This window comes from Acidovorax sp. GW821-FHT09A11 (genome assembly GCF_059418365.1).
On record NZ_JBWKPS010000004.1, the window covers coordinates 406,970 to 421,492 of the forward strand.

The 14,523-nt window shown below is 64.4% G+C and carries 10 protein-coding genes; 6 read left to right on the forward strand and 4 right to left on the reverse strand.

Features of this window, described 5'->3' with window-relative positions:
- Nucleotides 1-90 precede the first annotated feature (90 nt).
- The 3 genes from AC07PV_RS12945 to argC all read right to left on the reverse strand — a co-directional run bounded on the left by AC07PV_RS12945 (nt 91) and on the right by argC (nt 5,079).
- On the reverse strand, nt 91-1,875 hold the full coding sequence (locus AC07PV_RS12945) for a glycosyltransferase (RefSeq protein WP_494630441.1): 1,785 nt from the start codon (nt 1,873-1,875) through the stop codon (nt 91-93).
- Nucleotides 1,876-1,942: 67 nt separating this feature from the next.
- Entirely contained in the window at nt 1,943-3,940 is a 1,998-nt protein-coding gene (locus AC07PV_RS12950; RefSeq protein WP_494630442.1) for a tetratricopeptide repeat protein, read from the reverse strand.
- A gap of 200 nt (nt 3,941-4,140) precedes the next feature.
- Nucleotides 4,141-5,079: an N-acetyl-gamma-glutamyl-phosphate reductase gene (gene argC, locus AC07PV_RS12955; RefSeq protein ID WP_494630555.1), complete on the reverse strand. Its 939-nt coding sequence runs from the start codon at nt 5,077-5,079 to the stop codon at nt 4,141-4,143.
- Nucleotides 5,080-5,182: 103 nt separating this feature from the next.
- On the opposite strand from argC, the gene AC07PV_RS12960 reads away from it, so the two are divergent.
- Nucleotides 5,183-6,070, forward strand: coding sequence for a LysR family transcriptional regulator (locus tag AC07PV_RS12960; protein WP_218340368.1), 888 nt, complete (start codon nt 5,183-5,185; stop codon nt 6,068-6,070).
- 187 nt (nt 6,071-6,257) lie between these two features.
- Here AC07PV_RS12960 and AC07PV_RS12965 read toward each other — a convergent pair whose 3' ends face one another.
- Entirely contained in the window at nt 6,258-6,971 is a 714-nt protein-coding gene (locus tag AC07PV_RS12965) for a TetR family transcriptional regulator C-terminal domain-containing protein (protein WP_218340367.1), read from the reverse strand.
- A gap of 330 nt (nt 6,972-7,301) precedes the next feature.
- Here AC07PV_RS12965 and AC07PV_RS12970 point away from each other — a divergent pair, with 330 nt between their 5' ends.
- The 5 genes from AC07PV_RS12970 (at nt 7,302) to AC07PV_RS12990 (ending at nt 14,460) form a co-directional block, all read left to right on the forward strand.
- The gene (locus AC07PV_RS12970; RefSeq protein ID WP_218340366.1) at nt 7,302-8,669 is read left to right on the forward strand and encodes an NAD(P)-dependent oxidoreductase; all 1,368 of its coding nucleotides are present in this window, start codon (nt 7,302-7,304) and stop codon (nt 8,667-8,669) included.
- A 31-nt stretch (nt 8,670-8,700) separates the two neighbouring features.
- Entirely contained in the window at nt 8,701-10,014 is a 1,314-nt protein-coding gene (preA, locus tag AC07PV_RS12975) for an NAD-dependent dihydropyrimidine dehydrogenase subunit PreA (protein WP_218340365.1), read from the forward strand.
- A gap of 179 nt (nt 10,015-10,193) precedes the next feature.
- Nucleotides 10,194-11,654, forward strand: coding sequence for an NCS1 family nucleobase:cation symporter-1 (locus tag AC07PV_RS12980; RefSeq protein WP_369641623.1), 1,461 nt, complete (start codon nt 10,194-10,196; stop codon nt 11,652-11,654).
- A 71-nt stretch (nt 11,655-11,725) separates the two neighbouring features.
- A complete protein-coding gene (gene hydA / locus AC07PV_RS12985) occupies nt 11,726-13,177 on the forward strand; it encodes a dihydropyrimidinase (RefSeq protein ID WP_494630443.1) in 1,452 nt (483 codons plus the stop codon).
- 26 nt (nt 13,178-13,203) lie between these two features.
- Nucleotides 13,204-14,460, forward strand: coding sequence for a Zn-dependent hydrolase (locus AC07PV_RS12990; protein ID WP_494630445.1), 1,257 nt, complete (start codon nt 13,204-13,206; stop codon nt 14,458-14,460).
- Nucleotides 14,461-14,523: the final 63 nt, after the last annotated feature.

Genomic DNA, 14,523 nt, shown 5'->3' on the forward strand with positions numbered 1-14,523 from the left:
TGTACTGCATCGCTGGGAAAATACAAATTGGCATTGAATATGGGTGGTCTTCGGGTTGATCGCCGGGAGAAACGCACAACTTTGGATGATCTAGGGCGCCTTCCGCTGGCCAATGTCCCATCGAGCCAAGCAAAGCAATGTTGTTGCAACCATGTATTTGGCCACGCTGATCCACGAGTTGAATATGCGTGATGTCCCCACTGCACGCATATTCATGGACACGGGAACTTCCGAGATCGTAAGACCGGCCCTGCGTACCAATAGCAGGGCCCCGAGGTCTTGGTAGTCCAGCAACGTGGCTTCGCGGGATGCGAGAACCCTCATCGCATGATGGTTGTACAGTCTGAAACCGGAAGTCAAGTCCCGCAAATCAAAACCTGCCAGTTGGCGAAACCATTGCCATGCAAGATGGCGCAAGCGGCTGGCCCGTTCTGGAAAGGCGCCAACGACCAAGTCTGACTGGTTTCTTGCCTGAAGCAGCACGGGGAGTTCATCCACCTCGTGCTGTCCGTCCGCGTCCATGGTGATGACGCCCCGATAGCCTTGCTGCAGGGCATAGCAGATGCCGGCTTGCATGCCGCCCCACGCCCCCATGGGCAGGGCTGGGTTCAACACATGTGCACCTGCGGCGGATGCAATGGCGCCTGTATCGTCGGTACTTTGATCATTGATGACAACGATGTTGTGCCAACCCTCTGCCTTCAGACGCAACAGCAATGCACCTATTGTTGCCGCCTCGTTCCGAGCAGGAATGACGATAAGAATGTCTTTGGGGGGACGGCGGAAATGATCGGCTTCCGGAGCCGCCAGTACGTACTCATCGGCAACAGCCTGCGCGCAAGCATCAATCGAAAAGTATGTTTGCAAGGCAGCTTTCCCTGTTTCACCTTTCAGGGCGCGAAGTGCGGGATCGTTCTGCATCTGCCGAATGGTGGCCTCCCAGTCGGCTACATCTTCAGGACGCGCCTGGAGTCCCGCGCCGGCGGTGGCTACCACCCATGGCATTCCGGAGCCTGGCAGCGCCGACACGATACACGGTCGTGCATAGTGCATCGCCTCAAGCAACACCATGCCAAAGGCTTCGGTACGTTCATGCGAGGCTAGGCAAAACACATCGCAGTCCTGCAGGAGAGCATTCTTCTCTTCGTCGCACACATTGCCCAACAAGCGCACATTCGCTGGCTTGTCAGTGGGCGCAAGCGCGCCAATCAGCGCCTGTAGCTCGTTGCGAAGTTCTCCATCCCCAACGATCAGCAACTCCACGTTCTCCATGCGGGCTGCCGCTTTGATCAGCGTTTTAAAGCCTTTGTAGTACGTGAGCCTTCCAATGGACAGCAAACGAAGCCTATTGGCCTTCCATTGGGAGGGCGTGGGCACCTCGAACGTCAAATTCTCGGTATCCAGGCCCAGGGGAATGACGGAGCATTTGTGGCGCCAAGATTGCAGAGGTTCGCTCGATTCGAGATAAGGTTGCGAAGTAGCGATGACGCGCTTGGCGTGGTCCAGCACAGCCTGCTCGAATGGGCGATATAGCCGGTAGGCAAGTCCTATCGCGCTCTGCATGCGCGAGACCACCACGTCTGAATGCCAGTGCACGACCCACGGTATTCCTCGCGCCGTCCCCAAAGTGAGAACCCAAAGTGCCGAATTGTTTGGCATGTGTAAATGCAGGACATCGGGCTTGTGCTTGGCAATGGACCTTGCCAAGGCCGAACGAAACCCGATTGCTATCGGCGCATAGACAAGTTGTAACTGCACAGGTACTCGTGTAATCCACGGCGGATCGTTTGGCTCGGGAGTTCCGTGCACCAGCGCGGCTGCATCAATTCCTGCGGCGCGCTGTGCCTTGATGAGGTCGGCCAGGAAAACTTCCATGCCCCCCCGATGGGGTGGATAAAACTTGCCGATATGCAGGACACGCAGAGCCACAACGTGTCACGCCTTATTTTTTCTTGGGGGTCGCGAATACTTCCCGCATCTGAGGATATTGCGGATGCTTCGGGTCCAATTTGATGGCTTGGTCCAAGTCGTCCAAGCTTTCCTTTTGATGACCCGCACGGTGGTGTGCTACGGCACGTCCGTAGTATGCGGCCGCGCTGGGGTTGCTTGCAATGAGTTGATTGAACACTTCAATAGCGGCTCCGGTTTCGCCTTTTCCTACCTGCGCCATTCCCAATCCAAGCAGAAGTCGGGGGTCATTGGGCGCGGTTTGAAGTAGAACATGGAAGCCTTTGATAGCTTCATCATAAAGCTCCGCTGCCATGGCGGTCTCGATCTGGCGCACGCGCACCGTGGGCAGGATGCTTGCCTGTTCAGGGTCCTTCTCTGCCATGTCCAGCGCCGTACTGAAGCTCTCAAATGCAGGCGCCAGCTGTCCAAGCGCCGCTTGGGATTCGCCACGATGGTAGTACAGGGATACTTCTGCATACCCCTGGGCTTCGGCGGTGGCGAAAGCACGGAGCGCTTCTGTATGGTTCTTCTTGAGTTGGAGGATCACGCCCGTATTGAACAGCGTGCTATTCCCCAGCTCTCCCTGGTCGCCAAGGGCTTTTGCAACAGACAGATTTCTTTCCGCTGGATCGACCATCTTTTTGCCAAGGTAATACGCTCCCAGATTTAGAAAGGGGCGGCTGCGGCCCACTGCGCTGGGGGGCGCCTTGAGGTTGATTTTCTCCGCGGCATCCGTCCAGGCAGTCACCTCGTCACGCAACGACAGATTGCGCTCCAGCGCCAGTGCAGCAAACAACAAACCGAGTACGGCGCCGAGTGCATAGATGGTACGGGGCCTGAAGCCCGTGAGTGCTATCGCCAGCAATCCAGCAAGCGCCACACCCCAAAGATAGCTGCGATACAGCACAAGTGGATCCTGTACCCAGACGGTGGCGAACTCCGTGGCAAACCACAACAGTGGAAAAAGGAGGAGTAGCGCCGCAAGGCTCAGTGCGCCCGTGCGCCGCAGCAGCAACCAGGCGGAGCCGCAGAGCAGTGCCACATAGCCCAAGGCTCCCACAATATGCCAGGATGAGGCGAAGCCCAACGGAAATGCCGGGCGCAAATCGATGGACATCCATCCAACATAAGGCACCACCCACAGCAGGCCGTAGGCAAAGAAGAGGGCAGCCTGGTTGAGGATGCTCAAGGGGAACATCTGCTGCGAAATTCCAGGCCGCAGCGTCTCAAGCTGCTGGGCGAAGGCCACGGACTGCGCATCAAAGAGCTGGCCTATCAGCTCGCCGCGAAAGCGCAGGAGCGCGGCAGTAGCCAAGGCCAGCAGCAAGAGCGTGGCTCCCATCGCCATGGCGATGTTTTTGAGGCTGGGGCGGCGAACATGGACATACAGTGCCATGCACACGGCGACGGTCATGACCGCATGCTCTTTGGAAAGCAAGGCCAGCAAGTAGCTGGCCAATGCCCCCACATACCAGACCATTCGCTGTGTTTCCAAAGCGCGCACAAACGCCCAGCACGCGAGCACCGAGAACAGCGTTGCCATGAGGATTGATCGCTGTACCAGGTAGCCCACCGCGTAGACGGCTACCGGATTGAGCGCAAACAAAGCGATGCCCACGCGCAATGCGGCGTCTTGGGATGATGCGAAGTGAGCCTGTTCCTCGATGTCCTGCGGGAAGCGGGTATGAGCCATCAGCGACTTGAAGAGCGCGTACATCGCAGCCACCACACCCAGGTGCAACGCCATATTGACCAGCCGCTGCTTCCACCAGCCGCTGCCCACGAGCTGGTCGACCCAGACGAAACTGCCATACGACACCATGCGCTGCTTGATCTCCAGCAGGTTGCCGTACCTGCCGAAGATGGAACCATCCGTGAGCCGCATGTCATCAAACAGCAATTCGTTGTGGAGTCCAGGCACGTAGACGCCCAGCACGGCCAACAACAAAATCAGAGCGTAAAGATAGGGTGCTTTGCCGTGTGCAGCCATGAGGGCGAGTGGGGGATGTGGGCTGCGCGCCTGCAAGAAAACGGTACAGCGAAGGCAGTGTAGCAGACCAAAAATACGCGGCGAACCGTGAAAAAGCCCACAAAACAACTGCCTGCGGCGTTGCATATGCCGCACATACATTCGCTTTCTGTGGTGTTGATTTGTTACATGCGCACCTCGCCCGCGGACCACGGCACCCGTCATTCCCGGCCACTCTGGGCCAGCATCAATTCCAGGTTCTGAACCGCGGCCCCTGAAGCCCCTTTGCCCAGGTTGTCGAACACCGCGGTCAGAAGCACCTGTCCATGGCGGTCGTTGGCGAAGACCCCCAACTGCAGCTGGTTGGTGTCGTTGAGGGCCTGCGGGTCCAGATGCTCGGCCGCCTCGGCCTGGGCAAGGTCAATGACGTCGACATGCGCCGCGCCAGCGAAGTGGCGCGCGAGGCAGGCGTGCAAGTGCCTGCCCGTCGTGCCCGCAGGCAGCTGCCGCAGCAAGAGGGGAATGGTGAGCGCAATGCCCTGGCGAAAAGAGCCATAGGCGGGAAGGAAGAACGGGCGCCCAGACAGGCCTGCGTGCAGGGCGATCTCGGGCGTGTGCTTGTGTTCCAGCCGCAGGCCGTAGATCTGGAAGGCCGGCGCGTTGGCGGTGTGGGCGCCTTCATGCTCCTCCACGCGCGCCCGGCCGCCACCTGAATAGCCAGAGACTGCGTGGATGGTGATGGGGTGGTCCGCAGGCAGCAGGCCCGCCTGTACCAGAGGCCGCAGCAGGGCGACGGCACCGGTGGGATAGCAGCCGGGATTGCTCACGCGCCGGGCGCGGGCGATTCGCGCGGCCTGCTCTTTGTCCATTTCGGGAAATCCGTAGACCCAGCCGGGGGCGGTGCGGTGCGCGGAACTCGCATCGATCACGCGGACCGCGGGGTTGACGACGGCGGCGGCCGCTTCCCGCGCCGGGGCATCCGGCAGGCAGAGGATCGCGACGTCGCAGCTGTTGATGGCCTCGGTCCGCCGGGCCGCGTCCTTGCGCTCGCCCTCGGGCAGCGTCAGCAGGCGCAGGTCTGTGCGATGGCGCAGGCGGTCGTGGATCTGCAGCCCGGTGGTGCCCTGGTCGCCATCGATGAAAACAAGGGGAGCGCTCATGGGGTGTTCCTGGTGTGTGAATGTTGGTACGGAATCTTCAACGGAGGCATAGAATTTGAAAAGTTGAATTTCACAAACATCAGCATTAGTTTTACTGAACATCATGCGCGAACTCAATCTGGACCGCCTGCGCACGCTGGTCACCATCGCCGACCTCGGCTCGTTCGCCGAGGCCGCCCGCGTGTTGCACCTTGCCGCGCCCACGGTCAGCCTGCATGTCGCCGACCTGGAGGCGCAGATAGGCGCGCCCCTGCTCGTGCGCAAGCGTGGCGAAGTGAAACCCTCCGGCGTGGGCGAATCCCTGGTCGAGAGGGCGCGCCGCCTGCTGGCGGATGCCGAGGAGGCGCTGGACGTCGTGCAGCGGCAGGTCCAGGGCCTGTCGGGCCGCGTGCGGCTGGGTGCCTCCACCGGTGTCATTGCGCACCTGCTGCCCCGGGCGCTGGAGGTGGTCGGGCAGCATCACCCCGGCATTGACGTGCAGGTGGCGGTGCTCACGTCGCAGGAGACCATGGCGCGCCTGGCCAACGGCTCGCTGGATGTGGGCCTTGTCGCGCTCCCGCAGGGCGCCGTGCAAGGTGTCAAGGTGCTGCCGTGGCGGCGTGACCCGGTGATGGCGTTTGTTCCGGCCGCATGGCCCGCACCCCGGTGTGCGACGCCGCAGTGGCTGGCGAGCCAGCCGCTGATCCTCAACGACGTGGGCACCAGCCTGTCGCGCCTGGCCAGCGAGTGGCTCGCCCTGGCGGGCAGGCATCCCAAGGCGCGCATCCAGCTCAACTACAACGATGCCATCAAGAGCCTGGTGGCGGCGGGTTATGGGGCCACCCTGTTGCCGCACGAGGCGTCCGCGGCCGTGCCACTGGACCCGCGCATCCGCATGCTGGCGCTGCGTCCCGCACTGTGGCGGCCACTGGGCATCGCGCACCGGGCGGGGGCTGTGGAGCGGGCGACCCAGCATGTGCTGGACGTGCTGTGGCAGCAGCGGCAGGCGTGAAGGCGCAACGAAGGCGTGTGGGCGGCCTGGGGAGCATTGGCGTCGCGGCGCGCCGGCAAGAACCCCTGCCGAGAAGATCTGCCGGTAGCGCCCGCCTCTGCATGGCCTCGTGCTGCGGATTGAGTAGCGGTTTAGGGGCCACGGGGGCGGTCTTCACGCTGCACGCCTTCGGGGCCCTGGCGGCGGGTCAGGCCACGGCATCCGGCGCAAGCGCGCTCAGCACCATGCGCACGATCAACGCTTCGGCGTTTTCATAGTCGCGTTCGGTCAGTGACGGCTTGCCCAGCAACAAGGCGAATTGCGCCTCCTGTTCCGCATAGGCCTGCGTCACGGACCAGATGATGAACATCAGATGGGTGAAGTTCACCTTGGCGATGCGGCCTTCGCGCGCCCAGCGCTCGAAAGTGCGCACCTCGGTCTTGAGCAGCGGGCCGACGCGCTCGCGGATGGCCTTGCCATAGCGTGGTGCACCGGCAATCACCTCTTTGGTGAATACCTTGGCTCCCTGGGGGTGCACGCGCGAGTATTGAAGCTTGGCACGGATGTAGCGGCGCAGGGCCTGCTGGGGATCTTCGCTGTGCGAAAGGTCCTCCATGCCGGCCAGCCACTGGGTGAGCACGTCGTCCAGCACACGCTGGTACAGCGCTTCCTTGCTCGGAAAGTAGTACAGCAGGTTGTGGCGGCTGATGCCGATGGCGGCCGCTATGTTCTCCAGCGAGGCGCCTTCGAAGCCGAATTGCGCGAAGTGGTTCTCGGCCTCCGCCAGGATGCCCTGCTCCTTGAGCAGGCGGGATGCCGTGGGCGCGCGGGTGGCGGCCGTGTCGTCGAGGGCGGGGGATCTCGGTGCCTTGGCCCGCGGGGGCGCGGCGGGATCTGGAGGGGACTGGCGGGCGTCTGTCATCGCACCATTGTGGAACAAGCGAGGCCTCGAAGACTGGCAATTGGCTGGCATGGCGCTTGCTCTAGGGATTTTACCAATTGGTAAATTTTTACGGGTTGGTAAATTGACCCACATCGCAGGGCACCGCGGCAAATAAAGCGGCGGGCACCTGCACCCCACAGCGAGGACCACGATGAAACCTCCGAAGTTCGCGGGCGCAAGCACTCTGGCTTGCGCTGCGTTGGCTGGCACGCGGCATGCCCGCCACAGGTGCCACAAAGCCCCAGGGCGCGGGGCGGCCCGTGCCGCGCATGCCTGGATCTCCACCCCGAACCTTCCGGAGCAAGACTGATGGACACACCCGCAAGCCGTGCCTGCGGCATACATGCCGCGCGCCTGAACCTGGCCGACTACGCCCGCAACTTCAGCGACGCGCACCCGCCGCTCACCCGCCCGCAGGCGCTGATCGAAGCCGAACGCTGCTACTACTGCCACGACGCTCCGTGCGCCACGGCATGCCCCACGGGCATCGACATCCCGTCCTTCATCCATCGCATCGCGCAGGACAACAACCGGGGCGCGGCCCGCGCCATCCTGCAGGCCAACCCCCTGGGCGGCATGTGCGCCCGCGTGTGCCCCACCGAGGTGCTGTGCGAGCAGGCCTGCGTGCGCAACACCAACGAGGACAAGCCGGTGGAGATCGGTTCGCTGCAGCGCTACGCGACCGATGCCTTCTTCGCCAACCCGGGCGCGCCCATGTTCCAGCGCGCCGCGCCCACGGGCCGGCGCGTGGCCGTGGTGGGGGCGGGGCCTGCGGGCCTGGCCTGCGCCCACGGGCTGGCGCTGCGCGGACATGACGTGGTGCTGTTCGAGTCGCGCCCCAAGCTGGGAGGGCTCAACGAATATGGCCTGGCCAGCTACAAGACCACCGACAACTTCGCTCAGAAGGAGGTGCAGTGGCTGCTGTCGGTGGGCGGCATCGAAGTGCGCACCGGCCAGCAACTGGGGCGCGACATCACGCTCGATGGCCTGCTGGCCAGCCATGACGCCGTGTTCCTGGGCCTGGGCCTGCAGGGCGTGAATGCCCTGGGCATTGCCGAGCCTGCGGCGACAGGCCTGCGCAATGCGGTGGACTTCATCGCCGAGCTGCGCCAGAGCGGCGACCTGTCCACCCTGCCCGTGGGCCGCCGCGTGGTGGTGATCGGCGGCGGCATGACGGCGGTGGACGCCGCCGTGCAGTCGCGCAAGCTGGGCGCCGAGGACGTGACCATCGTCTACCGCCGGGGCGCCGACGCGATGTCGGCATCGCCTGTGGAGCAGGAATGGGCACAGACCCACGGCGTGAAGATCCGCCACTGGGCCGCGCCCCAGGAGGTGCTGAGCGAAGGCGGTGTTGTCAAGGGCGTGCGTTTTGCCGCCACGGCGCTGAGTGGCGGCAAGTTGGTGGAAACCGGCGAGACCTTCATGCTGGAGGCCGACATGGTGCTCAAGGCCATCGGCCAGACCTTTGTGGCCGAGCCGGTGGGTGCCTCCATCGCGCTGGAAGCCGGGCGCATTGTGACGGACCTGGAGGGCCGCACCAGTCTGGCGCGCGTCTGGGCCGGAGGCGACTGCCGCGTGGGTGGCCGCGACCTCACGGTGGAGGCGGTGGAGCACGGCAAGGTCGCCGCTGTCTCCATGCATCAAGCGCTGAGCGTGCCCGTGGCACTCGTGGCCTGACGTCGTCAACTGCAACTCACGGGAGCACCCCATGGCAGACATTCGCAGCAATTTTCTGGGCATCCAAAGCCCCAACCCCTTCTGGCTGGCCTCCGCACCGCCCACCGACAAAGAGATCAACGTCACCCGCGCCTTCGAAGCCGGTTGGGGCGGCGTGGTCTGGAAGACGCTGGGCGAAGACCCGGCCGTGGTCAACGTCAACGGCCCGCGCTACTCCACGTTGATGTCGCAAGACCGCCGCGTGATCGGCCTGAACAACATCGAGCTCATCACCGACCGGCCGCTGCACACCAACCTGGAAGAGATCAAGCGCGTCAAACGCAACTGGCCCGACCGCGCCATGATCGTCTCGCTCATGGTGCCTTGCGAGGAGCAGAGCTGGAAGAGCATTTTGCCGCTCGTCGAGGACACCGGCGCCGACGGCATCGAGCTCAACTTCGGCTGCCCGCACGGCATGAGCGAGCGCGGCATGGGCGCCGCCGTGGGCCAGGTGCCCGAGTACATCCAGATGGTCACGGCCTGGTGCAAGCACTACAGCCGCCTGCCCGTCATCGTGAAGCTCACCCCCAACATCACCGACGTGCGGCACCCGGCGCGCGCGGCCAAGGCGGGCGGGGCGGACGCGGTGTCGCTCATCAACACCATCAACTCCGTGATGGGCGTGGACCTGGACCGCATGGTGATGAGCCCCAGCACCGACGGCTGGGGCTCGCACGGGGGCTATTGCGGCCCGGCCGTCAAGCCCATCGCGCTGAACATGGTGGCAGAGATCGCGCGCGACGCGCAGACCGCCGGCCTGCCCATCAGCGGCATCGGCGGCATCACCACCTGGCGCGACGCGGCCGAATACATCGCCCTGGGCTGCGGCACGGTGCAGGTGTGCACGGCGGCCATGGTCTACGGTTTCAAGATCGTGCAGGACATGTGCGACGGGCTGTCGAACTTCATGGATGAGCACGGCTACGCCACGCTCGACGACTTCAAGGGCCAGGCCGTGCCCACCGTCAAGGACTGGAAGAACCTCAACCTCAACCACATCGAGAAAGCTGTCATCAACCAGGATGCCTGCATCCAGTGCGGCCGCTGCCATGTGGTGTGCGAAGACACCTCGCACCAGGCCATCACCTTCACCAAGGACGGTGGCGTGCGCAAGTTCGAGATCAACGAGGCCGAATGCGTGGGCTGCAACCTGTGCGTGTCGATCTGCCCCGTGCCTGAGTGCATCACCATGCGCGCGCTGGAGCCCGGCGAGGTGGATGTGCGCACGGGCAAGACGGTCACCGGTGAATACGCCAACTGGACGACGCACCCCAACAACCCGCAGCGCGTGCCGGCGGCGGCATGACGCTGGAGGCCCCCGATGTGGTGCGCGTTCGCAACGCGTGCTGCGCTGCATCTGGTGCGGTCCTTGCGTGATCTATAGCATCGCTCGCTTCCTTTGGCCCGCATCTGAATGCACCGGGGCGCCGGACCAGACAGCGGGTTGTGTGCAACCCCAATGAGGTCTTTGACAGGAGTACAGGCATGACGAACAGTACCGGTGGCGCTGCCCATGTGGCGGGGCTGATGCCCGGCGCAGCATCCAACACGCTGGCCAACGAAGATTTGCTCCCCACCACCGCCGCGCAGCGGCACTGGACCTGGAAGGACTTTGCCGCGCTCTGGGTGGGCATGGTGGTCTGCGTGCCCACCTACACCATGGCCAGCTCCATGCTGGACCAGGGCTTCTCCTGGCAAATGGCCGTGTGGCTGGTGTTCCTGGCCAACTGCATCGTGCTGGTGCCCATGGTACTCATCGGGCGCGTGGGCCCCAGGTACGGCGTGCCGTTTCCGGTGCTCGCCCGCGCATCGTTCGGCGTGAAGGGCGCCAACCTGCCCGCCGTGCTGCGCGGCCTGGTGGCCTGCGGCTGGTTCTCCATCAACTGCTACTTTGGTGCGCTGGCGCTGCATGGCTTCCTGAACATCGTGGGCATGAACCTCGCGGGGCCGGCCGATGGCCAGACCATCAGCACCTCGCAGTTCATGTGTTTCCTCGCCTTCTGGGCGGTGCACATCTGGTTCATCTGGAGAGGGCCGGAATCCATCCGCAAGCTGGAGGTGATCGCCGCGCCGCTGATGATCGCCGCCTCCATCCTGCTGGTGGTGGTGCTCATGGTGCGGGTGCCCTCGGGCCAGCTCTTCAACCTGCCCGCCAAGGTGGTGGAAGGCGGGCCCAAGACCTGGGCCGCGCTCACCGGGCTGGTGGGCTTCTGGGCCACGCTGGCGCTCAACATTCCGGACTTCACGCGTTTCGCCAGATCGCAGAAGGACCAGGTCCTGGGCCAGGCCATCGGCCTGCCGATTCCCATGGCGCTGTTCTCGATGGTGGGCGTCATCGGCTTTTCCGCGTCGGCCATCCTGTACGGCAAGGCCCAGCTGTTCCCCGACGGCCTGTTGACCCAGATGGGCAGCGTGGCGGCCGGCCTGGGCCTGCTGGTGATCCTGCTGGCCAACCTGACCACCAACGTGGCCGCCAACCTGGTGTCGCCTTCCTATGATTTCAGCCAGTGCGCGCCTACCAGGATCAGCTTTCGCATGGGCGGCATCATCGCCGCGCTGATCGGGCTCGTGTTCATGCCCTGGAAGATCCTGGCCACATCAGGCGGCTACCTCTTCACCTGGCTGGGCGGCTACGGCACGCTGCTGGGCGCGATCGCGGGCATCCTGCTGGTGGACTACTACCTGGTGCGCAAGAGCGAGCTGAAGGTGGACGACCTGTACCGCCGCGGCGGCGAGTACGAATACAGCAACGGCTGGAACCTGCATGCGCTCATGGCCTTCTTCCTGGGCGTGCTGCCGTGCCTGCCGGGCTATCTGGCGGTGTCGGGCGTGGTGGACAAGGCCGGCATGCCCGCCATCTGGCTCACCCTGTTCGATTCGGGCTGGTTCTTCAGCCTGGCCGTGGCCGGCACCTACTACTACCTGACCGCGAAGAAAAAGCAATGACCTCCGGCCCTGCCTGGGCCTGGTGCCAGCGCAGGGCCTCTTTTTGATCTGCATCCCTGAAGGAGATCCCCATGACCCAAGCCCTTGTGATCCGCGGTGGAACCGTGGTCAATGCCGACCGCGAACAGCCGGCCGATGTGCTGTGCGTGGACGGCCGCATCGTGGCCGTGGGCGAGAGCGTGGCGGCGCAGGCCCCCGCGGGCGCACAGACCCTGGACGCCAGCGGCCAGTACGTGCTGCCTGGCGGGATCGACCCGCACACCCACATGCAGCTGCCGTTCATGGGCACCGTCACCATGGACGACTTCTACACTGGCACGGCCGCCGCGCTGGCCGGCGGCACCACGAGCATCATCGACTTCGTGATCCCCGATCCGCAAGAACCCATCCTGGATGCTTATCGCAAGTGGCGCGGCTGGGCGGAGAAATCGGCCGCCGACTATTCCTTCCACGTCGCCATCACCTGGTGGAGCGAGCAGGTGCGCGCCGACATGGGCACGCTGGTGCAGGACGAGGGCGTGAACAGCTTCAAGCACTTCATGGCCTACAAGAACGCCATCATGTGCGACGACGAAACCCTGGTGAACAGCTTCAAGCGCGCACTCGAACTCGGGGCCATGCCCACGGTGCACGCCGAAAACGGCGAGCTGGTCTACCTGCTGCAGCAAGAGGTCGCCAAGATGGGCATCACCGGCCCCGAGGGCCACCCGCTTTCGCGCCCGCCCATGGTGGAGGCTGAGGCCGCCAACCGCGCCATTGCCATTGCCGATGTGCTGGGCGTGCCGATCTACGTGGTCCACGTGAGCTGCATGGAATCGGCCGACGCCATTGCCCGCGCCCGCGCGCGCGGCCAGCGCGTGTACGGCGAGGTGCTGGCCGGCCACCTGCTGGTGGATGACAGCGTCTACCGCGACCCCGACTTCGCCAAGGCCGCCGCCTATGTGATGAGCCCGCCCTTCCGCCCCAAGGGCCACCAGGAGGCGCTGTGGCGCGGCCTGCAGTCGGGGCAGCTGCACACCACGGCAACGGACCACTGCACCTTCTGCGCCGCGCAAAAGGCCATGGGCAAAGAGAACTTCGCCAAGATCCCCAACGGCACGGGTGGCGTGGAAGAGCGCATGGCCGCGCTGTGGGATGGCGGCGTGAACACCGGGCGCCTCACGCCCAGCGAGTTTGTGGCCATCACCTCGGCCAACGCGGCCAAGCTGTTCAACATCTATCCGCGCAAGGGTTTCATCGGCGAAGGTGCCGATGCCGACTTGGTGCTGTGGGACCCGCAAGGCACCAAGACCTTCTCGGCCAAGACGCAGTTCAGCAAGGGCGACTTCAACATCTTTGAAGGCCGCACCGTGCGCGGCATCCCCAGCCACACCGTGAGCCAGGGCCGCGTGGTGTTTGCCAACGGCGACCTGCGGGCCGAGCAGGGCAAAGGCCGCTACATCAAGCGCCCCGCGTTTGGCGCCAACTTCCAGGCCGTGCAAAAGCGCGCGCAAGACCTGGCCCCCTCGGCGGTGGCGCGCTAAGCGCTGCAATGCATCTGGAGAACACCATGGACACCAAAGTCAAACCCGACATCGAAACCCTGCGCATCAACGGCGATCGCCTGTGGGCGTCACTCATGGAGCTGGCGCAGATTGGCGCCACCCCCAAGGGCGGCGTGTGCCGCCTTACCCTCACCGACCTGGACAAGCAGGGCCGCGACCTCGTGACCCGCTGGGCGCGTGAGGCAGGCATGACCGTCACCATCGACAAGATCGGCAACGGCTTCATGCGCCGTCCCGGGCGCAACAACAACCTGCCACCCATCATGACCGGCAGCCACATCGACACCCAGCCCACCGGCGGCAAGTTTGACGGCAACTACGGCGTGCTGGCGGGCATTGAGGTGGTGCGCACCCTCAACGACCACGGCATCGAGACCGAGGCCCCCATCGAAGTCGCGTTCTGGACCAACGAGGAAGGCAGCCGCTTCGTGCCCGTCATGATGGGCTCGGGCGTGTTCGCTAAGGCCTTCACGCTGGAGCACGCCTACGCCGCCACCGACACCGAAGGCAAGACGGTGAAGGGCGAACTCGAGCGCATCGGCTACATCGGCGACCAGGAGCCCGGCGACCACCCCATCGGCGCCTACTTCGAAACCCACATCGAGCAAGGCCCGGTGCTGGAAGACAACGACAAGACCATCGGCGTGGTCAGCGGCGTGCTGGGCATCCGCTGGTTCGACTGCACCGTGACCGGCATGGAAGCCCACGCCGGCCCCACGCCCATGGCGCTGCGCAAGGATGCGATGCTGGCCGCCACGCGCATCATGCAGGACGTGGTGGCGGCAGCCCACCGCCACCCGCCGCACGGACGCGGCACCGTGGGCATGGTGCAGGTGTTCCCGAACAGCCGCAACGTGATTCCCGGGCGGGTCAAGTTCAGCATCGACCTGCGCAACAGCACCGACGAACTCGTGGACCAGATGGCCGCCGAGGTGAAGGCCCTGGCCGGGCAGGTGGCCCAGGAACACGGCGTGCAGGTGCACATCGAGATGGTGTCCAGCTACCCGGCCCAGGCCTTCCACGAGAACTGCGTGGAGGCCGTGGGCCGCGCGGCCGCCAAGCTCGGTTACAGCCACATGCCCGCTGTCTCGGGCGCGGGGCACGATGCCGTGTACATGGCCAAGCTGGCGCCCAGCGGCATGATCTTCATCCCGTGCAAGGACGGGATCAGCCACAACGAGATCGAGGATGCCAAGCCCGAGCACATCACGGCGGGGTGCAACGTGCTGCTGCATGCCATGCTCGAGCGGGCGGGGACTTGATGCTATCTAAATAATAGCTGCCAGCGCTTGATGGACAAGCGCTGGCAGCAGTTCTTGCCCGAA